Below are 25554 nucleotides of genomic sequence, written 5' to 3' on the forward strand. Positions count from 1 at the left end.
CCATCTCCAGCACACAAGATCAACTACACGACCGTCGAACCAGAGCCTAACCGACACGCCGGTGACTACCTAACGAAGTGTTGTTGCAGTACTAAGGCAACCACTCACTTGGCACCACCCGCCGCCAACTACACAACAGCCAGCCGGCAACGGCACCAATGAAGTGACCGACTCGCCCGCTAACGCAACCATTCAGATGGCGCCACCCACGGCCAACTACGCAACAGACAGCTGGCGACGGCGCCGATGAAGTGATCGACCCGCCCGCTAACCCAACCACCCACCTGGCACCACCCACCGCCAACTACACAACAGCCAGCCGGCAACGGCACCGATAAATTGATCAGCCGACCCGCTAAGGCAACCACTCACTTGGCACCACCCACCCCCAACTACACAACAGCCAGCCGGCAACGGCACCGACGGAGTGACCGACCAGCCCCTGCCCTGCTCCCCGATACGAAGCCAGAACGCGGTTCGGGGCCTCTTGTCAAGGTACGCTTTCCCGCCTTGACAAGAGGCCCCGAACCGTAGTCACAATGGGGCTTCGGGGAGCGTCCGAAGTGAGTTCCTTCGCCGTAGGCGACATCTTTTCGCCTACGGCGATTCGCCGAAGGCGAAGAATTCCCTCCGGGAATTAAAGACCGAGGGGAACGGCCCCCCGTCCATCTATCGTTCTACGGGACTCACCTTGTGTCAAGGCGGGAAAGCGTACCTTGACACAAGGTGAGTCCCGTAGAAGAGGCTGGGGATCGGGGGCGGGGGAGGTGTGGGTGGTTCCCCTCGGGTAGTTGTCGGTGCGTTTTCGTGTGGTTGGGTGGGAGTCGTTTTTCTACCGCACGAGCTTCATTACCGCACGATGTTGCGTTCAAAAAGCTTCCGGGCCCAGAAATACCCACCCAGCGAGATGGCGACGCACCAGCCGATGCCGAGTGCCACGTTCGTGGTGCTGGTCGTGGTGCCGTGGAGCAGGGCGCGGAGGGTTTCCATGACGGGGGTGAAGGGTTGGTATTCGGCGAACCAGCGCAGGGCGGTGGGCATGGAGTCGGTGGGGACGAAGCCGCTGCCGAGGAACGGGAGCAGGATGAGGGGCATGGGGAGGTTGGAGGCGGTTTCGACGCTCTTGGTGACCAGGCCCAGTGCGACGGTGAGCCAGGTCAGGGCGAAGGCGAGCAGCAGGAGCATGCCCGCGACGCCGAGCCACTGCAGGAAGTTCGCTTCGGTGCGGAAGCCGATGGCGAAGGCGATGCCGAGGATCACCACCACGCAGAGCATGGCCTGGATGATGCTGCCGAGGACGTGGCCCGTCAGCACGGAGCCGCGGCTGATGGCCATGGTGCGGAAGCGGGCGATGATGCCCTGGGTCATGTCCATGGCGACGGAGATGGACGTGCCCTGGACCGCGCCGCAGACGGCCATGAGGATGATGCCGGGCGTCACGTATTCGAGGTAGGCCGTGCGGCCGCCGCCGGTGCCGCCGAGGCCGGCGCCCAGGGTGCCGCCGAAGACGTAGACGAACAGCAGCAGGAAGACGACGGGCATGAGCAGCAGCATCAGCGTCATCGACGGGTAGCGCAGCATGTGCTTGAGGTTGCGGCGCAACATGGTCGAGGAATCGCGCAGGGCGTGGGTCATCGGACTGCACTCCGTTCGGTGAGGGCGAGGAAGACGTCGTCGAGATCGGGCAGGTGCACGGACAGCTCGCCGACCTCGAGCTGAGCCGAGTCGAGCTTGTCGAGCAGGGAGCGCAGCGACTGGACACCGCCGTCGCTGGGGACCTGCAGGGTCAGGGCGTCGTCGTCGCGGGTGGACGACGGGAAGAGCGACGCGGCCGAGCCCAGGGTGGGCACGTCGTCGAAGCGCAGCCGCACGTGGCCGCCCGGGATGAGGCGCTTGAGCTCGTCGGCGGTGCCCTGCGCGACGAGCCGGCCGTGGTCCAGCACGGCGATCCGGTCGGCCAGCTGGTCGGCCTCCTCGAGGTACTGCGTGGTGAGGAAAACCGTGACGCCACCGGCGACGAGCTCGCGGATGATCGTCCACATCGTCCGGCGGCTGCGCGGGTCCAGACCCGTGGTGGGCTCGTCGAGGAAGATGATGCGCGGCACGCCGACGAGGCTCATCGCGAGGTCCAGGCGCCGGCGCATGCCGCCGGAGTACGTCGATGCGAGCTTGTGCCCCGCGTCCACCAGGTCGAACTGCTCCAGCAGCTCCGCGACGCGCCGGCGCCCGGCGGCCTTGCCGAGGTGGTGCAGGTCGGTCATCAGCCGCAGGTTCTCCTCCCCCGTCAGCAGGTCGTCGACGGCCGAGAACTGGCCCGTGACGCCGATGGCGGACCGCACGCCGTCGGGGTCGGCCGCGAGGTCGTGCCCCGCGACGCGCACCGCGCCGGCGTCCGGCGCGAGCAGCGTGGACAGGATCTGGACGGTCGTGGTCTTGCCCGCGCCGTTGGGCCCGAGCAGGGCGAACACGCTGCCTTCGGTGACGTCGAGGTCGATGCCGTCGAGCACCGTCTGGTCGCCGTAGGCCTTGCGCAGGCCCGTCGCCGTGATGGCTGAGGTGGTCATGTGGCCCCCGTTTCTCCGTGGTGCGACCACGGTCGCCGACGGCGCTGACACCGCCCCGCGCTCGCGCTGACACGGTGCTGACACGGGTTACGGTGGTCTGGTGAAGGTGTTCGTAACCGGAGGCACGGGCGCCGTCGGCGGGCACGCGGTGACGGCGCTGGTGCGCGCAGGACACCAGGTCAGCGCACTGGCCCGCACCCCGGCGTCGGCGGCGCTGCTGGCCGCGCGCGGCGCTCGCCCGGTGCGGGTTTCGCTGTTCGACGCCGCGGGGCTGGCGGTCGCGTTCGACGGGCACGACGCGGTGGTGAACCTGGCGAGCGCGCTGCCGCCGATGTCGCGCTTCCTCTTCCGCAGCGCTTGGCGACGCTGCGAACACGTCCGCACGGAAGGTTCGGCCGCCGTCGCCGAGGCGTGCCGGCGGGCGGGCGTGGGACAACTGGTGCAGGAGTCGGTGTGCCTGCTGTACCGCGCCGACGGCCCGGCCTGGGTCGACGAGGACACTCCCGTCGACCACTTCCCCGCCGCGCGTGGCAACCTCGCCGCCGAAGCCAACGCCGCCGGCGGAACCGTGCTGCGGTTCGGCTGGTTCTACGGACCGGGCGCGCGGCACAGCGAACAGCTGCTCGCGCTGGCTCGCCGCCACCTCGTCCTCGAGCTGGGCCCGCCCTCGGGCTACTTGTCGACCGTCAACGTCGTCGACGCCGGCGCCGCGGCCCTCACGGCCCCACCCGGCACCTACAACGTGGTGGACGACGCGCCGCTGACGAAACGCGCCTTCAGCGACGCCCTGTCCTCCGCCGCCGGCGCCCGTCCGTGGCTGCGCGGCCCGAGCTCCGCCGCCCTGCTGTTCGGCGATCGCCTGACCTCGCTGACGCGGTCCCTGCGGGTGCGGAACACGCGTTTTCGTTCGGCGACCGGGTGGGCGCCGCGGTACCCGAGCGCACGCGAGGGGCTGGCCGCGATGGCTCGATAACCGTCGGTTCTCGACAGCGGAACAACCAGCTCTTGGACTCCTCACTCCCGCCTGCCTAGCGTTGCCCGCATGACCACCTGCGTCCTCGTTCCCGGGGCCTGCCACGGCGGCATGGTGATCACCGGCGCGGCCGACCGGGTGCCGGACCTCGTGGACGCGCTGGTGTACGTCGACGCGTTCGTGCCGCGGGACGGGGAATCGTGCTGGGTGCTCACGGACGACCGGCAGCGTGAGTGGTACCTGAGCGTCGCCGAGACGGGGTACGCGGTGCCGCCGCTGCCGTTTTTCGACCCGCGGGCGTCGGCGCACCCGTTGGCGTCCTCCCTGCAAGGCATCCGGCTCTCGGGTGAGCTCAGCCGGTTCCGCCGGCGCGACTACGTGTACGCGAAGGAGTGGGACGGCGGTTCCCCGTTCGAACCGACGTACACCCGGCTGAAGGACGATCCACAGTGGAACGTCCACGCCCTGGACGGCAAGCACGACCTGATGCGCGACGCCCCCGAGGAGCTGCTGCGCATCGTGCTCGAGGCCGGCTGACGGGAGCCCCGGCGGCGTGGTGCGATGGGCGGCATGGAGATCCGGGAGATGCGCGCGTTCGTGGCGGTCGTCGAGGAGGGCGGGCTGTCCGCGGCGGCCCGGCGGCTGCACGTGAGCCAGCCGGCGGTGTCGCAGACCGTGCAGGCGCTGGAGCGCCAGCTCGGGGTGCAGCTGCTCGTCCGCAGCAACGCGGGCGTGCAGCCGACCGACGCCGGCCGGACGCTGCTGACCGAGGCCCGTGCCGTGCTCGCGCGGCACGACCAGGCGGTGGCGGCCGTGGCGCGGCACGTCTCCGGCAACACGCTGCTGCGCATCGGGATCCCGCTGGAGCTGCCGCCGGACCTCCTCTCGCGCGCGCTCGCCGACCTGGCCGGCGCGTTCCCGGACACGCGCGTGCAGGTCGTGCACGCGGCGACGACCGGCCAGCTCGACCTGCTGCGCACCGGGGAGCTGGACCTCGGGCTCCTGCGCGAGCACCCCGTCGGCCCGGAGCTCGACGCGATGCCGGTGCTGGAGGAGAAGCTCGGGGTGCTGCTGTCGAAGGAGGACGCCGAGAAGCTCGCCGGGCCCGGCGGGGTCCGGCTCGACGCGCTGGCCGGGCTGACGTGGATCGGCTTCCCGCGCGAAGGCAGCCCGGCCTGGTACGACGAGATCGTCGCCATCTTCCGCTCGCACGGCCTCGAAGCCGGCACCGAACCAGCCGCCAGCCCCGCGCTCATCGCCGAGCTGAAGCTCGCCGCCGTGAGCGCGGGCGGCGCGTTCACGCTCGCGCCACCGAACTGGACGCAGCCCCTGCCGGAACAGGTGGCGTGGTGCCCGCTCGCCGGCGCGCCGCTCGTGCGCCGCACGTGGGCGGTGTGGCCGGCGTCGTCGCACCGGCGCGACCTCGGGCACCTCGTGGCCGCGCTGGACGCCTTATAGCCGCCATAAGCCGCCCGTATCGCCAGGTCGGAAGCCTTTTCGCCGGGAAGCGCTTGAACGAGTCGGCCGCGCACCACGGCGCGGCGGAACTCGGGAGATGACCATGACGGCAGAACTGTCGGGAACCACGGCGCTCGTCACCGGCGCGACGAGCGGCATCGGCCGCGCGACCGCGGTGGCGCTCGCCAAGCTCGGCGCGCACGTGCTGGTGAGCGGCCGCGACGCGGGCCGCGGTGAGCAGGTGGTGCAGGAGATCGTCGCGGCGGGCGGGCAGGGCGCGTTCCTCGCCTCCGACCTCGCCGACGCGGAATCGGCGCGGGACCTGGCTTCGCGCGCCCTCGCGGTCACCGGGCACGTCGACGTCCTCGTCAACAGCGCGGGGATCTTCCCCTTCGGGCCGACGGCGGAGACCACGGAGCCGGACTTCGACTCGGTGTACTCGCTGAACGTGAAGGCCCCGTACTTCCTCGTGGCGGCTCTCGCGCCCGCGATGGCCAAGCGCGGCACGGGATCCATCGTCAACGTGTCGACGATGGTCGCGGAGTTCGGCGCGGCGGGCATGGGCCTGTACGGTTCCAGCAAGGCCGCGCTGGAGCTGCTGACCAAGTCGTGGTCGGCGGAATTCGGGCCCAGCGGCGTCCGCGTCAACGCCGTGAGCCCCGGTCCGACGCGCACCGAAGGCACGGCGGAAATGGGCGAGGGCCTGGACAACCTCGCGTCCCTCGCCCCCGCGGGCCGCCCCGCCACCCCGGACGAGATCGCCGCCGCGATCGTCTTCCTCATCACGGGCGGCGCGAGCTTCATCCACGGCGCCGTGCTGCCGGTCGACGGCGGACGGGTTGCGGTGTAACGGAAACCCCACCGGTGCCGCAGCTCCCCCGGCCAGGCGGAAACCGCCGGCCGGGGGCGCCCTCGTGCGCGAACCGGTGCCGGGCTACGCGGCGAGCGCCGGCACCTGCTCCCCGTCGACCGGCGGCTCGGGCGGCGTGCCGTCGCCGAACGGCCGGCCGCCGAGCTGCTCGCGGCCGTGCGGCGTCAGCCAGCCCGACGGGTCCGGGCCCGCGGGGATGATGCCCGTCGGGTTGATCGAGCGGTGCACCACGTAGTAGTGCTCCTTGATCTGGTCGAAGTCGGTGGTGTCGCCGAAGCCCGGCGTCTGGAACAGGTCGCGCGTGTAGGCCCACAGCACCGGCAGTTCGGTGAGCTTCTGCCGGTTGCACTTGAAGTGGCCGTGGTACACCGCGTCGAAGCGGACCAGCGTGGTGAACAGGCGGACGTCGGCCTCCGTGATGGTGTCGCCGACGAGGTAGCGCTGCGTCGCAAGGCGCTCGGAGAGCCAGTCGAGCCGGTCGAACAGCTTCGTGTACGCCTCTTCGTAGGCCGCCTGCGTCGTCGCGAAACCGGCCTTGTACACGCCGTTGTTGACGTCGCTGAACACCTTCTCCGCGACGTCGTCGATCTCGTCGCGCAGCGCCTGGGGGTACAGGTCGGGCGCGCCCTCGCGGTGGTGGGCCCGCCACTCGAGCGACAGGTCGATCGTCATCTGCTTGAAGTCGTTGGTCACGACCTGGCCGGTCGGGATGTCGACGATCGCCGGCACGGTGATGCCGCGCGGGTACTGCGGGTCGCGCTTGAAGAAGGCCTCCTGCAGCCGCTCGATGCCCAGTACCGGGTCACGGCCGCCGGGGTCGAGGTCGAAGGTCCAGCTGCGCTGGTCGTGCGTCGGCCCGCAGATGCCCATCGAGAGCACGTCCTCGAGGCCCAGCAGGCGGCGCACGATGGCGGCGCGGTTGGCCCACGGGCACGCGCGGGCGATCACGAGCCGGTAGCGGCCGGGCTCGACGGGCCAGCCGTCGCGGCCGTCGGCGGTGATGCGGTCGGCGAGGTAGTTCGTGTCGCGCTTGAACTCGCCCTTCGCTGCGGTTTTGGCGCTGTCGGCAGTTGCGGCACTGTCGGCGGTCATGTCACCACTTTCGTCGGAGGTTCACTCGGGGCACTGCTGTCCCGGCGGCTCCAGCGCGGCGGCCAGCCGGGCGAGGATCGGGCCCGCGCCGCGGACCTCCTCGGGACTCAGGTGGTCGAACAGGTGCGACCGCACCCGCGCGAGGTGCCCGGGGTACGCGGCCTTGAGCTTGGTCCGGCCCGCTTCGGTGAGCCGCGCGTTGGCGGCGCGCCCGTCGCTCTCGCACTTGACCTTCTCCACGAGCCCGCGCTTGACGAGGCTGTCGACGACCCGGCTGATGCGGCTCAGCGACAGCGCCGTCGCCTTGGCCAGGTCCGTCAGCCGCAGCCACCCCTCGGCGGCCTCCGACAGCGACACGAGCACGGTGTAGTCGGTCATCGAGACGCCGGTCTCGTTCACGAACTGATCTTCCAGCACCCTCGGCAACACGGTGATGATCCGCGTCAGCGGTCGCCACACGGCCTCTTCTTCCCGGGTCAACGGGACTCTGTCCACCACACGAGTAGTCTACCGGAATACTTGCTCGCGCAATCACGTTTGATGCGTTAGTGTCCAGTTGAGCCCTCAACCAAGTGGCTGGGGGAGCGAACACCGGAGGAAGAGAAACCATGACCAGCGCGACCACCACGTACCCGCAGCTGACCGGCGAGTACACCATCGACACCGCCCACAGCCGCATCGGCTTCGTCGCGCGCCACGCGATGGTGACGAAGGTCCGCGGTGCGTTCAACGAGTTCGACGGCGCCTTCTCCCTGAACGGCGACGAGCCGGCCAAGTCGAGCGCCACCGTCACCATCAAGGCGCACAGCATCGACACCCGCAACGCCGACCGCGACGGTCACCTGCGCAGCAACGACTTCCTGTCGATGGACGAGTACCCGGAGATCAAGTTCGTGTCCACCGGGATCACCCAGACCGGCGACGCCAGCTTCGACGTGACCGGCGACCTGACCATCAAGGACGTCACGCAGACCATCACGATCCCGTTCGACTTCGAGGGCTCGGCGAAGGACCCGTTCGGCAACGACCGCGTGGGCTTCGAAGGCTCCACCACGATCTCCCGCAAGGACTACGGCATCACCTGGAACGCCGCGCTCGAGACCGGCGGCGTGCTGGTGTCCGACAAGGTCACCCTCGAGTTCGAGATCTCGGCCATCAAGAACGCCTGAGTCTCGTCACGAACCCCGGGTGACCGGGTCGCGCTGGGCCGGCTCACCGATTTCCTCCGGTGAGCCGGCCTGCGGCGTTTCTAGGACTGTTCCACCAGCGCTTCCCCGAGCCGGCGCCAGTGCGGCATCGCCGTAGCCCCCGGCGGGGTCCCGATCACCTGCACGCCGACGTGGTCGGCCCCGGCGTCGAGGTGCCGGCGCAGCTTCGCGACGACGGTGTCGACGTCGCCCCAGAACACGAGGTCGTCGACGAGCCGGTCGCTGCCGCCGTCAGCGAAGTCGGCTTCGGCGTACCCGAGGCGGCGGAACTTCGCGACGTTGTACTTCGACGTCAGGTACCGCTCCAGGTGCTCACGCGCGACCGCGCGGGCCCGCCCGGCGTCGGTTTCGAGCAGCACCGCGTGCTCCACTCCGAGGAACGCGTCCGGGCCGAGGATCTCCCGCGCCTGCGCGGTGTGGCCGACGGTCACGTGGTACGCGTGCGCCCCGTCGGCCTTGTCGCGTGCGAGCTCCAGCATCTTGGGCCCGTACGCCGCCAGGATCCGGCGGATCGGCTGAGCCGGCGCCGGGTTCGGCGTCTCGACGGCGGCCATCTCGTCGAGGTAGGCGGCCATGGCGGCCAGCGGTTTGACGTCCGGCCGCGCCCCGCCGAACCCGAGGCCGAGCACGTGCCGGCCCGGGTACGCGTCTGCCAGCAGGCACGCGGCACCCTGGGCCGCCCGCGCGTCGCGCGAGAAGATCTGCGCGATGCCGTTGACCACTCGCAGCCGGCTGGTGGACGCGAGCAGGAAACCCGCGTGCGTCAGCGCTTCGCGGCCCAGCAGCTCCGGGATCCAGACCGCGGGCCACCCCCGTTCCTCCAGCTCCTGCACGGAGTCGCGGACCAGCGCCGCGGGCTGGTGCTCGAAGTCGAACGTCCAGATCCCGAACTTCCCCATGTCCTTCTTCACGTATCGAAGTATCGCAGAATTACGATCTGAAGGGCAACCATGCAGGTCAGCGGAGGTACGACGGGGAATTACAGCGTCTGGCCGAGCGAGGAGACCAGCTCGGCGATGCGGTCTTCGTCGCGCTTGTAGTGGGTCCACTTGCCCACGCGCGTCGACCGGACGAGCCCGGCGCGTTCGAGCTCAGCGAGGTACGCCGACACGGTCGACTGCGCCAGCCCGGCCTTCGCCTGGAGGTAGCTCACGCACACGCCGGCTTCGTTCACGCCGTTGTCGAGCGGGAAGTGCCGTTCGGGCTCGCGCAGCCACGCGAGCAGCTGCAGCCGCACGGGGTTGGCCAGCGCGCGCAACGCTTTCACCACACCGGGATCCGGCGTCACCACGGCTGTTTCCACTCCCCCAGAATACGCGCGGCTACCGGCCCGCACTGGCGCGCAGGTTCTCGATCGCCACGTCCAGCGCGGCTTCCAGGTGCACGGACGAGCCCGTCGACAGCAGCATGATCACGCCGCCCTGCAAGCCCGCCAGCAGCGCCGACGCCGCGCGGTCCGCGTCGAGCGCCGCCCCGACTTCGCCCGCTGCCTGCAGGTGCCGGATCCCCGCGGCCAGCTCCGTCAGCCAGCGCTCCATCAGCTGCGTCGAGACGGCCTGCGCGCCCGGGGTGTTGCGGCCGATCTGCGACATCACGACGTTGAGCGGACAGTGCTGGCCCTGCTCGGTGTAGTGGGCGACCACGGTGTCGCGCCAGGCCCGCCAGTCGGCCCACGTGTGCAGCGCGCGCAGGTACGGCTGTTGCGACCCGAGCACCTGCTCGGCCTCGAACTCGGCGACGGCCAGCAGCAGCTGTTCCTTGCCGTCCGGGAAGTAGTGGAAGAGCTGGCTCTTGCTCGTGCCGGTGCGGGCGCGGACGTCGTCGAGCGTCGTCGCGAGCACACCGCGGTCGCGGATCTCCGCCGCGGCGCCCTCGACGATCCGCAGCCGCGTCGCGGCACCCTTGTTGGTGAGCGTGCGGGTCACGTGTCCTCCCGAGCCATCTGGACCGACGGGTCCACTTTAGCCCGGATCAGTACGCCGTGCCGCCGTCCGACCAGTTCGTCTGGCCGAAGTCCTCGTCGTCCACGGGCGCGCGGCGCGGGCGGGGCTTCGGCGCTTCGGCCACGGGCGTGGCGGCCGGCTCGTCGACGGGCTCGGGGGCCGGCGCCGCGTCCGGGACGCCGTTCGGCCAGACGCACGGCGAGGTCGCGCCGAGGTACAGCTTGCCGAGGTCGTTGGCCTGGATCGACATGTCGAAGCTGTCGGAGGCGTTGCGCGCGAACACGTACTGGTCGCTGGGCCGCTTGTCGGTGACCACCGTGAAGCCGTGCGCGCGCCACCAGGCGACGACGGCGTCGAACTGCGCGCCGAACGAAGCCACCGCCAGCCCGGTGATCTCGTAGGTCACGGAGATCTCGAACCGCCCGGGCGGACCGTCGTCGGTCGGGTCGGTGCACTCCGCGCGGTTCTGGGAGAACAGGGTGCGCGACGCGGTGGCCGGCAGCGCCCCGAACGCTTGGCGCACGTAGTCCTCGACCCGGTCGTGGGCCTGTTTCTCGGTGATCGTGGATTCCATGGCCCCACCTCCGGGGGAGCAGGCGACAGTGGTCAGCAGGACGGCGAGGGCGGTCAGCGCCCGGACGCGGCTCACCCCGGTTTCCCCGCGATGATGCGGCCGAAGCTGCGCAGCGAAGGACTGCCGTCTTCCCAGTACTCGCTGTGCGCCGCGCCGGAGAGCCCGCCCTCGTACCACGGGCCCTTCGTGCCGGGCGCGGAGTCGAAGACCTGCCCGCCGAAGCCGGAACCGGCCGGGTCGGGGCCGAGCGCGACGTCGTGGCCGGGGACACCGACGTTGGTGATCTTGATCAGGTCGTGCTCGGCGACGGTCGAGTGCACGTGCCGCGCCACCTGGTCCTGCGGGACGCCGTCGAGGTGCAGCTGGTTCGCGTGGTCCACGCCGACGCCGGGGCTCGCGACGAAAACGACGTCGTCGGCGTTGAGGCCGCCGTCGCGCGCGGCGTGGCCGACGACGGTGGTGCCGTAGCTGTGGCCGAGCACGGTGTTGTGCGACGGGGCGCCGTCGTGGGACGCGCGCAGGCCGTCTTCGAACTTCGACAGGTCGGCTTTCCCGTTGTCCGCATAGCTCTGGCTCGCCGCGTCCCACAGTTCGTCGGGTGCGTCGTAGCCGGCCCAGGTGATCACGGACGGGGACGGCGAGCCCGCCATCGTCGCCGACTGCCACATCTTGTCCGACCGGCTGAGGTCACCGCCGATCTTCCCGAGCTCGCTGCCGGTGCCGGGCACGTAAGTGGCGACGTCCGTGGCCGTGTCGGGATTACCCGCGGCGACCACGGCTTTGCCGTCACCGCCGGTGTCGAGCGCCAGCAGGTAGGCCTGCGGTTTCCCGGGTCCAGTGGCGGCCAGCCGGGTGCTGATGTCGTTCAGACCACGCAGCTTGGCCTTCGCGGCGTCGCTCGGGTCCTTCTGCAGCCGGGCCGTTTCCCGTTGCAGGACAACGCGGTTGGCGGCGTCGCGGTCCTTGGCGGGCACGCCGTCGAGGTTGCGGACGAGGTCGGGGTTGTCGCGCAGGATCGCGCCCTGCGCGGTGACCGGCAGGCTGTCCCACCACGCGCGGTTGTCGCCGGGGGTGCCGCCCGGCGGTCGGCCGATGGTCGACAGGCCGCTCTGCGCGGCGCCCGCGTCGGCCGCCTGCGCGAGTGAAGTCGCGCCCTGGTCGGTGATTTCGCCGTCCGCCGCGCGCTCGAGGACGGCCGCGAAGTCGGCGTCGACGTCCGTGGCCTGGCGCAGGATCTGCTCGACGCGGTCGGTCAGCTCGACGCGGATCCGGTCGTCGGGGGCCGCGCCGGGACCGGGCACGGTGCTGATCGACCCGCCGTCGTCGATGGCGAACCCGTTGTGCGCGGCCAGCTCGTCGGTGTCGCGGACGTCGGCACTGAGGCGTTCGACGGCCAGTTGCGTCTCGTGCGCGGCGCGGCGCACGGCGGACGCCTCGGCGACCAGCTGCTCGAGCCGGGTGGTCAGCGCGGTGCCCCGCGCCCGCGCGGCCGTCGCCGCGTCGCCGGTCCAGCCGTCGAAGCGCGACATGCCTTCCACGTCACCGTCGGCCGCGATCAGCTTGGCGCACCGGTCGTTCAGCCCGTCGGCGACCGAACCGATCGCGGCGGCGTCCCAGCGCCGCACGTCTCCCCAGGTGATCATCGGCCCTCCGAGCGCAGGCCCTCGGCCGCCGAGTTCTCGGTGCGGCGGTAGGTTTCGGCGGCGTCGTCGAGCTGCGTGCCGTACGCGTCGGTGTCCTTCACCCACTGCGGGACGGCTGCACCCCAGACGTCACTCAGCCGCGCCGCCGCGGAAACGCTCGGGCCGCCCGGCATTCCGGCGGCTGTCCCGCTCAGCGGTCCACTCAGGTCCACCGGCCGCACTGCCGCCGCGGCGCGGTGCGCGTGTCCCGCCGACTCCCCCACGCTCGCCGGGACGACCTCGAACCCCGCACCCATGCGTACCTTCTTCCCCCGAGTGCTCAGACGACACCGTACGACGAACGGCCCTACCGCGCGGTTCCTGAGCGGTGCCGGAAATCCTCATTGTCCGGAAAACCTCGCCTGACCTGCGCAATCAGCTCGTCCTGGCATCCACATATGTGAACAGCAGTCACGTGACTGAATAGTTATCAGCCGGTGTATTGCCCACCGCTGGGCAGCGTGTGAACGTGTACGGCGAAGTTCGCCGGAACGCGCCGGCGGGGACCAGCGGCTGAACGGCCGGTAACGGGAAAGGCGTTGCCGGCGGGGGAAACAGCCGCTTCGCAGCCCTGCGCTGCGGAGTTCCGGCGCGCCCGGTGCAAGCCAGGAAACACCGGCTATTCGAGACCCACCCCGCTCGGCCCGACGGCGCTGGCCACCCCCCAGCGAACCGGACGGGCCGGCCAGCCCAGGAAAGAGACGGCTCGGCAATGACACAGACAGCCGCGGCGCGGCGGCCCATCAACAGGATCACGTTGTACTTCTTCGGTGCCCTCGGCGGCATCCTGTTCGGTTACGACCTCGGTGTCATTTCCGGTGTTCTGCCGTTCATCGGCAAGACCTGGAACCTGACCGGGTGGGACAAGGGCGTGATCACGGCCAGCATTTCGGTCGGCGCGATCTTCGGAGCCCTCTTCTCCTCGCGGATCAACGAGAAGCTGGGCCGGCGCCGCACGATCATGGTGGCCGCGGTCATCGTCATCATCGGCACGATCGCGGCGAGCGTCTCACCGACGTTCGTCCTCCTGACCATCTCGCGCCTGGTGATCGGCGTCGGCATCGGGCTCTCGTCCTCGACCGTGCCGACGTACCTGTCCGAGCTCGCGCCGGCCCGCCTGCGCGGGGCCATGGGCGCGCTCAACCAGATCTTCATCGTGCTCGGCATCCTGATCGCGTTCCTCGTGAGCTACGGGCTCGGCTCGTCGGGCAACTGGCGGCTGATGTTCGCCGGCGCCATCGTCCCGGCGCTGATCCTGCTCGTAGGCCTCGTCTTCCTGCCCGAGACACCCCGGTGGCTGCTCGCCAACGGCCACGAAGAGCAGGCGCGTTCGGTGCTGCGCAGCTCCCACGGCACGGGCGTGAACGTCGACGAGGAGATCGGCACCATCCGCGAGGTCATCCGCCTCGACACGGAGTCGGCCAAGACGCGCTTCCGGGACCTGTGGGCCCCGATGGTGCGGCCGATGCTCGTCGTGGCGCTGCTGCTCGCGGTCGGCCAGCAGTTCAGCGGGGTCAACGCGGTCAACGCGTACTTCCCGACGATGCTGATCGGCCTCGGCTTCGCCACCCAGGCGGCGCTGCTGTCCGGTGTGCTGCTGGGGATCACGAAGTTCCTGTTCACCGCGTGGGTGGTGTTCGTCGTCGACCGCTGGGGCCGCAAGCCACTGCTGCTGATCGGCAACGTGCTCATGGTCATCACGCTCGTCGCGGCGGGCTTCATCGTGATCGAGGTGAACGACACCAACACCAAGGGCATCCTGATGCTCGTCGCGATGGTGCTCTACCTGGTGGGTTACGAGCTCGGCTGGGGCGCCGTCGTGTGGGTCATGATGGCGGAGGTCTTCCCGCTGAAGGTCCGCGCCGCGGGTATGGGCATCAGCAGCGTGGTGCTGTGGGCCGCGACCGGCATCATCAGCGCGATCTTCCCGATCATCTCCGACCCGGGTGCCCTCGGCCTCGGCGGCTCGATGTTCCTCTTCGCGGGGATCAACGTGGTGCTGTTCGGTCTCACGAAGTGGCTGGTCCCGGAGACCAAGGGCCGCACCCTCGAGCAGATCGAGCTCGACCTGCGCGGCCGGCACGGCGCGCGCGCCAAGGCCGAGGCGGCCTGACCCGGCGAAACCGCGACGGCCGGGGTGGGCGGGATCTTCCCGTTCCACCCCGGCCGTCCGGCTTTTCCCGGCCGGTACCGGGTCCACTTCGGACAAGATCGCCCCGCGCGGTTGGCACGGTGGTGATCACGGTGCTTCACTGCCATCAGGACGCGAGGAGGTGGCGGCATGACCGAACCGGGCGGGTTGCCGGGCCGGCACCGCCTGCCCGACGCGCCGGAGGACGACACCGACGCCCTGCCGCTCGTGCGGCCGTACGCGAGGTCGCGCACGGCCGCCCGCGTCACCCACGACCTCGCCCTCGAAACATTGGTCTCGACCACCGAACTGGGCCACCGGCTGAGCCGCCTGTTGCGGGAACCGTACGGCAGCGCGTGCGAGCTGTGCGTGTCCACGGTGTCGGTCGCCGAGCTCTCCGCGTACCTCGGCCGGTCGATCGGCGACGCCCGCGAACTCGTGGACGACCTGGTCAACGAAGAGCTGCTGCACGTCCACCCGCCGGTCGGCGCGTACGACCCGGAAGCCCGCACGGTGGTGCTCGACCGCGTGCTCGACGGGCTCGACCACCTCTAGCGCGCGGGTATCCTCGGCGCGGTGACGACTGCGCTGGCCCGGTTCGACCGGTGGATCAGGAACGAGTTCGTCGAGCACAACACCGCGCTCGAAGAGGCGTACTTCGCCGAACGGCGCGAGGTCCTCGACGGCCGGCCCGAGCTGGACCGGCTCAAGCGAACCCTCGTGACCGAAGGCGACCACCTGATCGGCGGCGTCCTGGCCGAGGACGCGCTGCCGGTGCCCGAGCACGAGAAGTACCAGCTGCTGGGGATGGTGGGCTACCACCTCGCCGCCTGCCGAAGGCACGAATCGGTTGCCGCGGACGCCGAAGCGCTCTCCGCCGCCTGGTCGCTCGCCCTGCGGCTCGGGTCCTCGCTGGGGGTGGCGCCGCGGTTCGTCTTCGCGCACCAGGCCATGTACAACCCGGCCGCCGGCGGGCGGTTCCAGACGTTCACCTCGCTCGAGGACGAAGCCGTTTTCCTCACCAACAACGGGTTGGGGGTCTTCGCGTACCAGCGCGCGGCCGCCGCCGTGCAGCGGATCACGACGATCGGGGTGTCGAGCCCGTTCGCCGGGCCCCTGCTGGAGGCGGCGCGCGCGGCGCTCGACGAGGTGCTGCGGTTCAACCAGGTCCTGGCGAAATCACTCGACGTGGACCGGTTCTTCTTCAACGTGCGGCCGTACTTCAAGTCCCACCGGGTCGGCAACGCCGAATACCGGGGCGTCAACGCCGGCGACTTCTCCGCGATCAACGAGCTCGACATCCTGCTGGGACTCACGAGCCTGCGGGATCCCTTCTACCAGAACGTCTTGACGGAGAAGTACCCGTACGTCACGCCCGAGGACCAGGTGCGACTGCGCGAGATCGGGAGTGCGGAACCGCTGCTCGCGCAGTTCCTGCGCGAAGCCGAGACGGCGCCGAACCCGCAGCTGACGCGCAACGCGGAGCTGTTCCTCGCCGTCTGCCGCGCGCACGGCGCCGCCTACACCTACCACCACCACAAGCTCGTGCTGCCGTTCCTGGTGGAACCGGCGAAAACCGCACCGCCGGAACGCCTTTCGGAGCTCACGTCGAGCGGCCCGCCGCTCGACGTCGTCGTCGCCGGGCTTTCGCACCTGGCCGACCTGCGGTCGGCGCGGGACCGGCCCGGGAAGCCGTCGGCCCGGACATCGCTCGACCGCCTGCGGGGCCTGATCGCCGAGGGCCCGGGTACCGACCACCATGCGTCACTCACCTCATCGGCCGAGTTCTGACACTGGTCCGGACCGGTGTGACCGAAAGGCCGGCACCGGGCGGGAATTTGTTGTTCGGACCGGGCGGACGAGCGGCGGCGAAAATGTCAGGTCAGCCCGATCGGGTGAGGAATGAAAAATTCCACCGGAGCCCGGATGCGGAAGATCGACAACAGGATACGAAAAAAAGGCCCGGCTTTCCCTTGACGGGAGGTGCCGGGCCGTTTTCTTTCGCGGGGGAGGTCAGCAGCTCAGCAGCAGACTGGTGACGGCGCGGCAGGAGCGCGACGCCTTGTCGTTGGCCGCGTTGGGGTCGGCCGGCGAGCTGGCCTGGCGCACGGCCGTCGTGGTGAGGGTGCCGATGGTCAGCAGGCCGGCGCGGGCGGTGAAGCTCGCCTTGACCGAAGCGCCGGACGCGATCGACGGGACGGCGCAGGTGACCGTGCGCCCGGAAGCCGTGCAGTCCGACGACTTCGCGAACTGCAGGCCGCTGGGCAGCGAGGCCTGCAGCTTGACACCGGTGGCGGTGGCCGGGCCGTTGTTCTTCGCGGTGATCGTGTACGTGAGCTGCGAGCTCAGCACCCCGGCCGGGGCGGCCGCCAGGGAGATCGCGATGTCGGCGGAGTCGGTGGCGGGCGTGACGGTGACGGCCGGGCCGTCGAGCGTGTCGAAGGCGTAGTTGTCGCCCACGAACTGGTCCTGCAGGGTCACCGAACCGTCGGGCGCGGTGTCCTTGACCTTGAGGGTGAAGGTGACCGTGGCGCCCTGGCCGGGGCCCAGGTCACCGACGCCCGCGCGCAGGCTGCTGCCCAGCACGCCGCAGGCGACGTCGCACGACACCACGTCGACGACGTCCGTGATCGGCGTTTCCTTGCCGTAGAGGGCGGCCTTCGAGCCGGTGACGGTGAAGTCGCGGTCGTTGTAGAGGGTCTCGGTGACCGTGAACGTCTCGCCGCGCTGCAGGCTCGTCGCGCTCACGTCGATCGCGCTGCTCGGCGGGGCGGCGCCGGCCGCCGCGGGTGCGACGAACAGCAGTCCGGCGGTGGCCGCGACCGTCAACAGAATTGTGCTGCCGCGCCGGCGTCTCAGCTTGTCCATGCGTCTCACAGTTTCTTCCGAAGGTACGTTTTCCGGTTTTCGGGAAAGCTCGGAAACAGGTAGCTGCACCTCCGTCGCCGGACGGGCCCGGTTCGTTACACGGGATTTCCGGACGGCCGGTGAAAACACGATGAAGGCACCGTGGAGATCACGCTCGGTGATCAATCCGGCAGCAGTGGTACCGACATCCCGGGGTCGTGGCCGAGCAGGGCCGCCCGGGTGATGGCCGAGCTGCCGAACCGGTCGCGGATGCCGTCGACCGCCGAATCGACCGCCACCCCGTCCTCGACGGCGAACGGCAGCACCAGCTGCACCGAGCCGTGCGGCGTCAGGTTCGAGAACGACACCCCGAGCAGCGTCAGGCCGCGGTCGTAGACCAGCGATTGGGACTCCAGCAGCAGCTTCCGCGCGGCGGCGAGCAACGTCTCCGTGTGATCGGTCGCCTCGGCCAGCGTCCGCGACCGCGTGGCCCGCGTGAAGTCGGCGAACCGCATGCGCAGCACCACCGTGCGCGCGAGCCGCGACGCGCCCCGCAGCCGCCGGGCGAGCCGATCCACAATGGACACCAGCAGTTCGTCCAGCTCCGCCATCGACCGGCGGCGCCGGCCCAGCGCGCGCTGCGAGCCCATCGACCGGCGCCGGCGGCCGACCTGGACGGGCCGGGGATCCCGCCCGTGCGCCAGGGCGTGCAGGTGGTGCCCCGCGCCACGGCCCAGCATCGACACCAGGTCCACTTCGGGCAGTTCCGCCACCTGCCGCACCGTGCGGATCCCGCGCGAGCGCAGCTTCTCCGACGTCACCTTGCCCACGCCCCACAGCCGTTCGACCGGCAGCGGGTGCAGGAACTCCAGCTCCCGCTCGTGCGGCACCACGAGCAGCCCGTCGGGCTTCGCGACCGCGCTCGCGACCTTCGCGAGGAACTTCGTGCGCGCGACCCCGACCGTGATCGGCAGCCCGACGCGCGTGAGCACGTCCGCCTTCAGCCGCCGCGCGATCTCGGCCGGGGTGCCCGCGATGCGCAGCAGCCCGCCGACGTCCAGGAACGCCTCGTCGATCGACAGCCCCTCCACGACCGGCGTGGTGTCGCGGAAGACTTCGAAGACGGCTTTGCTCGCCGCGCTGTAGGCCGCCATCCGCGGCGGCACGACGATCGCGTGCGGGCACAACCGCAGGGCTTGCGCGCCGCCCATCGCGGTGCGCACGCCCCTGGCCTTGGCCTCGTAGCTCGCCGCCAGCACCACGCCGCCGCCGACGATCACGGGCCGCCCGCGCAAGCGCGGATCGTCCCGCTGCTCGACCGACGCGTAGAACGCGTCGAGGTCGGCGTGGAGGATGGGTCCTTCGGTCGACACGAACACATGTTCGCATCGAACACCGACAAAACCGCCCCCTTTGTCATCCGAACGGCGTAGTCACGCCAGTGCGCGCAGCGCCGCGGCGATCCCCGCGCGGTCGTAGCTCGCGGTGGGCACGGTGGCAGCGTGCGCGGGGCGGACGATCCCCGCCGCGGCGACCAGGACGGTGCCCGACCGCTGCAGCGCCCCGAAGAGCCGCCGGCCCAGCCCGACCACCTCGTGCGGCGTCCCCCGCCGGCCGACCAGGTCCTGCACGTGCCGCGCGCAGACCGGGCACGCCGTGGACCGCGAGAAGTACAGCAGCACCGCGCCCTCACCACGATGGTCGGCGACGCGCACCGCCTGCCCCTCGGTGTTTTCGAGCACCAGCTCGGGGAGCCGATTTCGAGCGCGACGAACTTCCTTTTCCATCAAGGGTTTCTCGGAGGTCGGGGTTCCCGGGTTCAGCGCCGGTCGTCGGCGGCGTGCGAGGTGCCGCGGAGCGCGACGCGGGCGCGGCGCAGGCATTCGCGCCGGACGATGCGGAACAGCCAGGACGCCGGCGCGCAGGGACCCGATCTTGCGGTAGAGGACGATCAGCGCTTCTCGCGCCGCGTCCTCGGCGTCCTGCGGCGACGCGCACAGGTGCTCCGCGAACCGCCGCACGTGCGGGTGCGCGCCGCGCACCACCTCGGCGATCGACTCGGCGTCACCGCCCTGCGCGACCCGCACGAGCCGCTCACTCGCCCCGCCCTCGGCCGCCGCACCCATCGCAGGCCTCCTTCCCGACGCGACCGTCACGGCACAAGAGGACGCCAGAGCGCAAAAGGATTCAGCCGGGGCGCCTGGTCAGGCGCCGTAGCGGAGGCCGTCCAGCAGGAGGTCGAGCAGCCGCCCGGCCTGGGCGCGCTGCGCCGGCGCCCCGGCGGCCAGTGCGATCCCGCTGAGCCCGATCAGGACGTCGTCCACGAGCACGTCGTCGCGCAGCGTCCCGGCAGCCGTCAGCGGTTCGAGGAGCTTTTCGATCGTCGAGTTCAGCCGGTCGCGGCTGTGCGCGTACGGGTCGCCGCCCGACGCGATCACCGCGCGCAGGGCGTCGGACATGCCGATCTTCGTGGTCATGTAGTCCACGAACCGGTCCATCCACGTGCGTAGCGCCTGGTCCGGCGGAAGCTCCTCCAGCAGCACCGGACCGGCGTCGCACAGCTGGTCCAGCTCGTTGCGGTACGCGGCTTCGATCAGGGACTCCCGCGTCGGGAAGTGCCGGTAGAGCGTGCCGATGCCGACGCCGGCGTCCTTCGCGATCGCGTCGAGCGTGGCGTCGAGGCCCTTCTCGGAGAACAGCCGGACGGCGGAGGCGAGCAGGAGGTCGCGGTTGCGTCGCGCGTCCGCGCGCAGTGGTTTCGTCACGTCGCCATCACCTCGTACCCCTTCCGGTTGGCCCCACTCAAGCATACTTGCGATCGGAGGATCCTCCGGTTAACGTCGAGTCAAGCGGAGGATCCTCCGCAACGACTTCAGGACAGGACCGCCATGCGCATCACCACCCCGTTCACCCGGGAGTCCACCGCCGCCGACGTCGTCGCGGGCGTCGACCTCACCGGCCGTCGCGCCATCGTGACCGGAGGGGCGTCCGGGATCGGCGTCGAGACCGCCCGCGCGCTCGCCGCGGCCGGCGCGGAAGTCACGCTCGCCGTCCGCAACACCGAAGCCGGTCACCGCACGGCCGCGGACCTCACCGCGACCACGAGCAACGAGGCGATCGACGTCCGGCACCTCGAACTCGCCGACCGCGATTCCGTCGCCAAGTTCGTGAGCGGCTGGCAGGGCCCGCTGCACATCCTCGTGAACAACGCCGGCGTGATGGCCGAACCGCTCACCCGCACCCCCGAAGGCTGGGAGCACCAGTTCGCCACCAACCACCTCGGCCACTTCGGCCTCGCCGTCGGCCTCCACGACGCGCTCGCGCGGGCCGGCCACGCGCGTGTCGTGTCCGTCAGCTCCAGCGCGCACCTGCGGTCGGGCGTCGTGTTCGACGACCTCCACTTCGAGCACCGCGAGTACGAACCGTGGTCGGCCTACGGCCAGAGCAAAACCGCGAACGTGCTCTTCGCCGTCGAGGCCACCCGGCGCTGGGCCGCCGACGGCATCACCGCCAACGCGCTCATGCCCGGCGGCATCCGCACCGCGCTGCAGCGCCACCAGGAGGGCAACGCCGAATTCGAGGCCGTGGCCAAGGATTTCGCGTGGAAGACGCCGGAGCAGGGCGCGGCGACGTCGGTGCTGCTCGCCGCGTCTCCCCTGCTGACGGGCGTCAGCGGCCGCTACTTCGAGGACTGCGCCGAGGCCGCGCCGAACGTGCCGCCGGCCCGCGACGGCGTCGCCGCCCACGCACTCGACCCCGCGGCCGCGACGCTGCTGTGGGAGGTCTCGCTGGACCTGCTCGCCCGCTGATCCGACGGACGTCGTGCGCTGCTCGGGTTCGTTGTGCCCGATCGGCGTGCGGCCGTGGGCGGTGTCCGCTTAGGGTCGTTCCGTGCGGCTCGTGCTGTTCGACCTCGACAACACCCTCGTCGACCGCGCGGAGGGATTCCGGCGGTGGGCCTGGGAGTTCTGCGCGGAGCACCGGCTGTCGGCCGACGACGCGACGTGGCTCACCGCGGCCGACGAAGACGGGCACGCGCCTCGCGAAGCGTTCTTCGCGGCCGTACGCGACCGGTTCACGGTGAAGGCCACCGTGGCCGAGCTCCTCGAGTCCTACCGCCGGCGGCACCCCGCGCTGATCCCCGCCGCGCCGGGGGTGCTCACGGGCCTGCCGCGGCTGCGCAGCGCGGGCTGGCGCATCGGCGTGGTGACCAACGGCAACGCCGAGCAGCAGCTCGCGACCCTGCTGTGCACGGACGTCGCCGGGCTCGTCGACGGCTGGGCCATCTCGGAGCACGAAGGCGTCGGCAAACCGGACCGGCGGCTCTTCGAGATCGCGGCGGAACGGTGCCAGGCCCCGCTGGCCGACGGCTGGATGGTCGGCGACGGCGCGCGGGCCGACATCGCGGGCGGCCGGGCCGCCGGCCTGCACACGGTGTGGGTCGACCGCGGCCGCGAGTGGAGCGGCGACGAAAAAGCCCCGGATCACGTCGTCGCCGACGCTGCCGGGGCCATCGAACTGCTCTTGGAGTGAGTGGTCAGCTCTCGGAGTCGATCTTCCACACACCGTTGTCGTCGACCATGTGGTACGTGTGGTGATTCGTCTCCCGGGAACCGTTGCTGTGGACGTAAGTGATGTCGGCACTCAGCCGGTCGGCACCGATCACCTGCACATTGCTCGCGCTCGCCGACTTGTAGTCGTCCCAGAAGTTCTGGTATGTGGCGAAAGTCTGGTGTCTGGTCGCTTTGAAGCTGTCCGTGAGCAAGCCGAAGCCCTCCTGCAGGTTGCCCGGGATGAGCGAGAAGTAGTGCGTCAGCGCGGCTCCCATGTCCTGTGGCGAGGCCACTGAACTCGCTGTCGGTGACGAACTGCTCGGCGACGACGGCGGGCTCGACGGCGGCGGCGTCTGCGAGCTGGTGGTCGGCGGCGGCGTGGTGCTGGCGGCCGAGGAGTTCACGACGGGGGCGGGCGCGCCGCCGTTCGCGGTGGGCGGCGGGCTGTCGTTGCGGGTGAGCAGCACGATGACCACGACGACGACCACCACGACCACCGCGCCGGCTCCGGCGAGGATCATCGGGCGCCGTCTTCGGTCGACGGGGGGCGGCGCGGGCGTCGTGGGCGTGGCGGCGGGAGCGGCGGCCGGCGTGGCGGCGGGAGCGGCGGCCGGCGTGGCGGCGGGAACCGGAGCCGGCACCGTCAGCGGGACGGGCACCGACGCGACCGGCGTGGCGTGCCCGTCGAGCTCGCGCAGTTCGGTGAGCACCTCGGCCGTGGAGGGCCGGTCGTCGGGCTTGAGCTCGAGCAGCTTGAGCAGCAGCGGTTCGAGCTTGCCGGCCTGCTTCGGCGGGTTGATCGAACCGCTGGACACGCGGTACAGCAACGCGATCGCGTTGTCGGCCGTGCCGAAGGGCGGCTCGCCCTCCACCGCCATGTACAGCGTGGCGCCGAGGGCGAAGACGTCGGAGGCGAACGTCGCTTCCTCGCCGCGCGCGACCTCGGGCGCGAGGAACGCGGGCGTGCCGGAGATCTCGCCGGTGGCGGTCAGCGTGACGTCGCCGACCGCGCGGGAGATGCCGAAGTCGGTGACCTTGACGGTGCCGTCTTCGCCGAGCAGGACATTGCCGGGCTTGACGTCGCGGTGCACGATGCCGGCGCGGTGCGCGGCGGCCAGCACCCCGGCGAGCTGCACGGCGATGGGGATGACCTCGTCGACGGACAGGGGGCCGTCGTCGTGCAGCTTCGCGGACAGGCTGCGCGAAGGCAGGTACTCCATGATCAGCCACGGCCGGTCTTCGTACTCGACCACGTTGAACACGGAGATGGCGTTGGGGTGCTGCAGCCGCGCGGCGATGCGGGCCTCGCGCATGGCGCGGCTCTTCGCTTCGTCGAGCTTCTCCTCGCCCTGGTTCAGGGGCATCAGGAGTTCTTTCACCGCGACGACGCGGCCGAGGATCTTGTCCTCACCGCGCCAGACCATGCCCATGGCGCCGCTGCCGATGAGCTCGACGAGCTGGTAGCGACCGGCGATCTGCCGGCTCTCCTCGGTCAACGAAAAACCCCTCGGTGCGACGTTCACGGACGGCGATCGCCAAGTTTTTCACGGCGCTCACCCGAGTGTCCCGACGCCCCACCGCTGGGGGCGGGGGTTGCTCCGCGTGGCCAGGCCGGGACACTCTGATCACATGAGCGCCCGCGCCCCCTCGTTCCGGAACGTGTTCGGCGTGACCGAATTCCGGGCTCTGTGGCTCGCGCACGTGCTGTCGGTCGCCGGTGATCAACTGGCCCGGGTCGCGCTCACAGTGCTCGTGTTCGACCGTACCGAATCCGCGGGCTGGGCGGCGCTCACCTACGCGTTGACCTACCTGCCCGATCTCTTCGGCGGTGCGCTCGGCGGCCTCGCCGACCGCTTCCCGCGGCGGTCTGTGCTGGTGGTGGCCGACGTGCTGCGCGCGGTGCTCGTGGCCGTGATGGCGATCCCGGGGCTGCCGTGGCCGGTGGCCGCGGCGCTGCTCGTGGTGGTGCAGCTGGCGGCGGGGCCGTTCCAGTCGGCGCGGCAGGCCGTGCTGCCCGACATCCTCGGACCGGACCGGCTGCCCGTCGGCCAGGCCGCGCTGTCCTCGACGTACCAGGCGGCGCTCGTGATCGGCTTCGGCGCCGGCGCGGCGGTGGTCGCGTGGCTCGGGGTCGCGGGCGCGCTGTGGGTCGACGCGGTGACGTTCGCTGTGTCGGCGCTCGCGCTGCGCTGGGGGCTGCGGCCGCACCCCGTCGGCGTCGTCGCCGAACGGAAACCGCAGTGGGCGACGCTCGTCGCGGGCTGCCGCCTCGTCGCGCGGGACCGGCGGCTGCGGTCGCTGCTGGCGATCGCGTGCTGCTGCGGGTTCTACGTGGTGCCCGAGGGCCTGGCCGTGCCGATCGCCGCGCAGCTCGGTGGCACGGGCGTGCTGCCGTGGCTGCTGATCGCCAACCCCGTCGGCACGCTGGCCGGCGCGGTGCTGCTGAGCCGGCTGCCGCGCGTGCGCCAGGCGCGGCTGCTGGGCCCGCTCGCGATCGCGACCAGCCTCGTGCTGCTGCCGACGGGCTGGACGCCCGGCCTCGCCGTCACCGTGGTGCTCTGGACCATCTCGGGTGCGCTGTCCGCGCACGACCTGATCACGCAGGTCCAGTACAGCCTCGCGGCCCCGCCCGAGCAGCGCGGCCAGGTGATCGGCGTCGCGATCGCCGCACTGCGCGCCTCGCAGGGCCTGGCCATCGCGGCCGCCGGGGCGCTGGCCCAGGTGCTCGCGCCCACGACCGTGGTCGCCGTCGCGGCCGCCACCGGCGCGACGGTCGCCGCCCTCGCCGCCACGGCCTGGACCCGAGCGGCCTGGCCTCGCCGAAGCCCCCTCGACGAGGCCACACCACCGGCGGCGCCCTGAACGCCACCCCGTGGTCGGTGGCCGGCCGGGTCCTGTCGCGGGCAGTCAGCTGATCCAGTTGTTGTCACGCATGCCTTTCACCCCCTCGACGGGTGTTTCGCGGCGTTCGGTCAGCAAGTCCAGTTGTTGTCACGCACGGGTTCGCTCCTCTCGGTTCGTCGGGTCCTCGGGGCCGGATGGGCGGGGGGCTCAGCGGGTCCAGTTGTTGTCGCGCACGGGCTCCTCCTCTCGGTTCGTGCGGGTGGTTGGTCGGATCGGGTTTCAGCGGGTCCAGTTGTTGTCGCGCACGGGCTCTCTCCCTTCGGCTCGTCGCAGTGGTCAGTCGGGTCGCGTTCAGCGAGACCAGTTGTTGTCACGCGCGGGCTGTTTCCTTTCGGCTCGTCGCGGTGGTCACCGGGCGGGTCAGCGGGCCCAGTTGTTGTCGCGCATCCGTTCACTCCTCTCGCTCGGTTCGGGCTGGTCGTTGGCGGTCGGGCTCAGCGAGACCAGTTGTTGTCGCGCATCGAGTCGCCCCTCTCGGGTCGCAGTCGTCTTCCGGTCGGATCAGCGGGTCCAGTTGTTGTCGCGCACAGCCAGACCTCCCTTCGCCCAGTGGCGTGCCGGCCGCGCTCACTCACCAGTTGTTGTCGCGCATCGAGTCGCCCCTCTCGGGTCGCAGTCGTCTTCCGGTCAGATCAGCGGGCCCAGTTGTTGTCGCGCACAGCCAGACCTCCCTTCGCCCAGTGGCGTGCCGGCCGCGCTCACTCACCAGTTGTTGTCGCGCATCGAGTCGCCCCTCTCGGGTCGCAGTCGTCTT

Annotated in this window: 26 protein-coding genes and 1 pseudogene; 11 read left to right on the top strand and 16 right to left on the bottom strand. The window is 70.9% G+C overall.

Annotation, left to right across the window (positions count from 1 at the left end):
• Positions 1–849: 849 nt before the first annotated feature.
• Together ACIA77_RS42180 and ACIA77_RS42185 are read right to left on the bottom strand one after the other, a co-directional pair.
• Positions 850–1635, bottom strand: a complete 786-nt coding sequence (locus ACIA77_RS42180; RefSeq protein ID WP_395891768.1) for an ABC transporter permease — start codon at positions 1633–1635, stop codon at positions 850–852.
• The gene (locus ACIA77_RS42185; protein WP_395891769.1) at positions 1632–2564 is read right to left on the bottom strand and encodes an ATP-binding cassette domain-containing protein; all 933 of its coding nucleotides are present in this window, start codon (positions 2562–2564) and stop codon (positions 1632–1634) included. Before ACIA77_RS42185 ends, ACIA77_RS42180 begins: the two co-directional genes overlap by 4 nt.
• Before the next feature lie 100 nt (positions 2565–2664).
• Here ACIA77_RS42185 and ACIA77_RS42190 point away from each other — a divergent pair, with 100 nt between their 5' ends.
• From ACIA77_RS42190 to ACIA77_RS42205, 4 genes are all read left to right on the top strand, one after another.
• A complete protein-coding gene (locus ACIA77_RS42190; RefSeq protein ID WP_395891770.1) occupies positions 2665–3537 on the top strand; it encodes an NAD-dependent epimerase/dehydratase family protein in 873 nt (290 codons plus the stop codon).
• Between the two features lie 69 nt (positions 3538–3606).
• Positions 3607–4074: a hypothetical protein gene (locus ACIA77_RS42195; RefSeq protein ID WP_395891771.1), complete on the top strand. Its 468-nt coding sequence runs from the start codon at positions 3607–3609 to the stop codon at positions 4072–4074.
• 33 nt (positions 4075–4107) lie between these two features.
• On the top strand, positions 4108–4995 hold the full coding sequence (locus ACIA77_RS42200) for a LysR family transcriptional regulator (RefSeq protein ID WP_395891772.1): 888 nt from the start codon (positions 4108–4110) through the stop codon (positions 4993–4995).
• A 103-nt stretch (positions 4996–5098) separates the two neighbouring features.
• On the top strand, positions 5099–5845 hold the full coding sequence (locus ACIA77_RS42205; RefSeq protein ID WP_395891773.1) for an SDR family NAD(P)-dependent oxidoreductase: 747 nt from the start codon (positions 5099–5101) through the stop codon (positions 5843–5845).
• Between the two features lie 84 nt (positions 5846–5929).
• Here ACIA77_RS42205 and ACIA77_RS42210 read toward each other — a convergent pair whose 3' ends face one another.
• Both ACIA77_RS42210 and ACIA77_RS42215 read right to left on the bottom strand, forming a co-directional pair.
• Positions 5930–6958, bottom strand: coding sequence for a glutathione S-transferase family protein (locus tag ACIA77_RS42210; RefSeq protein WP_395891774.1), 1029 nt, complete (start codon positions 6956–6958; stop codon positions 5930–5932).
• Between the two features lie 21 nt (positions 6959–6979).
• Positions 6980–7456 carry a MarR family winged helix-turn-helix transcriptional regulator gene (locus tag ACIA77_RS42215; protein ID WP_395891775.1) on the bottom strand — a complete coding sequence of 159 codons (477 nt, stop codon included), beginning with the start codon at positions 7454–7456 and terminating at the stop codon, positions 6980–6982.
• Between the two features lie 110 nt (positions 7457–7566).
• On the opposite strand from ACIA77_RS42215, the gene ACIA77_RS42220 reads away from it, so the two are divergent.
• On the top strand, positions 7567–8127 hold the full coding sequence (locus ACIA77_RS42220) for a YceI family protein (RefSeq protein ID WP_395891776.1): 561 nt from the start codon (positions 7567–7569) through the stop codon (positions 8125–8127).
• 80 nt (positions 8128–8207) lie between these two features.
• On the opposite strand, the gene ACIA77_RS42225 is transcribed toward ACIA77_RS42220, so the two are convergent.
• From ACIA77_RS42225 to ACIA77_RS42250, 6 genes are all read right to left on the bottom strand, one after another.
• Positions 8208–9065: a TIGR03620 family F420-dependent LLM class oxidoreductase gene (locus tag ACIA77_RS42225; RefSeq protein WP_395891851.1), complete on the bottom strand. Its 858-nt coding sequence runs from the start codon at positions 9063–9065 to the stop codon at positions 8208–8210.
• 80 nt (positions 9066–9145) lie between these two features.
• A complete protein-coding gene (locus ACIA77_RS42230) occupies positions 9146–9469 on the bottom strand; it encodes an ArsR/SmtB family transcription factor (RefSeq protein ID WP_395891777.1) in 324 nt (107 codons plus the stop codon).
• A 19-nt stretch (positions 9470–9488) separates the two neighbouring features.
• On the bottom strand, positions 9489–10091 hold the full coding sequence (locus ACIA77_RS42235) for a TetR/AcrR family transcriptional regulator (RefSeq protein ID WP_395891778.1): 603 nt from the start codon (positions 10089–10091) through the stop codon (positions 9489–9491).
• Positions 10092–10137: 46 nt separating this feature from the next.
• Positions 10138–10683 (bottom strand): hypothetical protein, encoded by a 546-nt coding sequence (locus tag ACIA77_RS42240; RefSeq protein WP_395891779.1) that lies wholly within the window; start codon positions 10681–10683, stop codon positions 10138–10140.
• Between the two features lie 71 nt (positions 10684–10754).
• Entirely contained in the window at positions 10755–12326 is a 1572-nt protein-coding gene (locus ACIA77_RS42245; RefSeq protein ID WP_395891780.1) for an alpha/beta hydrolase, read from the bottom strand.
• A complete protein-coding gene (locus ACIA77_RS42250) occupies positions 12323–12622 on the bottom strand; it encodes a hypothetical protein (protein WP_395891781.1) in 300 nt (99 codons plus the stop codon). The genes ACIA77_RS42245 and ACIA77_RS42250 overlap by 4 nt, the downstream gene beginning before the upstream one ends.
• Positions 12623–13077: 455 nt before the next feature.
• On the opposite strand from ACIA77_RS42250, the gene ACIA77_RS42255 reads away from it, so the two are divergent.
• The 3 genes from ACIA77_RS42255 (at position 13078) to ACIA77_RS42265 (ending at position 16287) form a co-directional block, all read left to right on the top strand.
• Complete coding sequence (locus ACIA77_RS42255) at positions 13078–14478, top strand: sugar porter family MFS transporter (protein WP_395891782.1); 1401 nt, start codon at positions 13078–13080, stop codon at positions 14476–14478.
• Between the two features lie 168 nt (positions 14479–14646).
• Entirely contained in the window at positions 14647–15051 is a 405-nt protein-coding gene (locus ACIA77_RS42260) for a DUF742 domain-containing protein (protein ID WP_395891783.1), read from the top strand.
• Between the two features lie 21 nt (positions 15052–15072).
• Entirely contained in the window at positions 15073–16287 is a 1215-nt protein-coding gene (locus ACIA77_RS42265; protein ID WP_395891784.1) for a monodechloroaminopyrrolnitrin synthase PrnB family protein, read from the top strand.
• 222 nt (positions 16288–16509) lie between these two features.
• Here the strand turns inward: ACIA77_RS42265 and ACIA77_RS42270 are convergent, their stop codons facing one another.
• The 5 genes and pseudogenes from ACIA77_RS42270 to ACIA77_RS42290 all read right to left on the bottom strand — a co-directional run bounded on the left by ACIA77_RS42270 (position 16510) and on the right by ACIA77_RS42290 (position 20108).
• Entirely contained in the window at positions 16510–17364 is an 855-nt protein-coding gene (locus tag ACIA77_RS42270) for a hypothetical protein (protein ID WP_395891785.1), read from the bottom strand.
• A 161-nt stretch (positions 17365–17525) separates the two neighbouring features.
• Positions 17526–18722, bottom strand: a complete 1197-nt coding sequence (dinB, locus tag ACIA77_RS42275; protein ID WP_395891786.1) for a DNA polymerase IV — start codon at positions 18720–18722, stop codon at positions 17526–17528.
• A gap of 54 nt (positions 18723–18776) precedes the next feature.
• Positions 18777–19130, bottom strand: a complete 354-nt coding sequence (locus ACIA77_RS42280) for a redoxin domain-containing protein (protein WP_395891787.1) — start codon at positions 19128–19130, stop codon at positions 18777–18779.
• 62 nt (positions 19131–19192) lie between these two features.
• Positions 19193–19469: pseudogene (locus ACIA77_RS42285) on the bottom strand (RNA polymerase sigma factor); the annotation flags it as partial.
• A gap of 78 nt (positions 19470–19547) precedes the next feature.
• A complete protein-coding gene (locus ACIA77_RS42290) occupies positions 19548–20108 on the bottom strand; it encodes a TetR/AcrR family transcriptional regulator (protein ID WP_395891788.1) in 561 nt (186 codons plus the stop codon).
• A 123-nt stretch (positions 20109–20231) separates the two neighbouring features.
• Here ACIA77_RS42290 and ACIA77_RS42295 point away from each other — a divergent pair, with 123 nt between their 5' ends.
• On the top strand, positions 20232–21152 hold the full coding sequence (locus ACIA77_RS42295; protein ID WP_395891789.1) for an SDR family NAD(P)-dependent oxidoreductase: 921 nt from the start codon (positions 20232–20234) through the stop codon (positions 21150–21152).
• An 82-nt stretch (positions 21153–21234) separates the two neighbouring features.
• A complete protein-coding gene (locus ACIA77_RS42300; protein WP_395891790.1) occupies positions 21235–21876 on the top strand; it encodes an HAD family hydrolase in 642 nt (213 codons plus the stop codon).
• A 4-nt stretch (positions 21877–21880) separates the two neighbouring features.
• On the opposite strand, the gene ACIA77_RS42305 is transcribed toward ACIA77_RS42300, so the two are convergent.
• Positions 21881–23392 carry a serine/threonine-protein kinase gene (locus tag ACIA77_RS42305; RefSeq protein WP_395891791.1) on the bottom strand — a complete coding sequence of 504 codons (1512 nt, stop codon included), beginning with the start codon at positions 23390–23392 and terminating at the stop codon, positions 21881–21883.
• 133 nt (positions 23393–23525) lie between these two features.
• On the opposite strand from ACIA77_RS42305, the gene ACIA77_RS42310 reads away from it, so the two are divergent.
• Positions 23526–24758: an MFS transporter gene (locus ACIA77_RS42310; protein WP_395891792.1), complete on the top strand. Its 1233-nt coding sequence runs from the start codon at positions 23526–23528 to the stop codon at positions 24756–24758.
• Positions 24759–25554 lie beyond the last annotated feature (796 nt).

Origin of the sequence: Amycolatopsis sp. NPDC051903 (assembly GCF_044452505.1) — a bacterium.
GTDB lineage: Bacteria > Actinomycetota > Actinomycetes > Mycobacteriales > Pseudonocardiaceae > Amycolatopsis.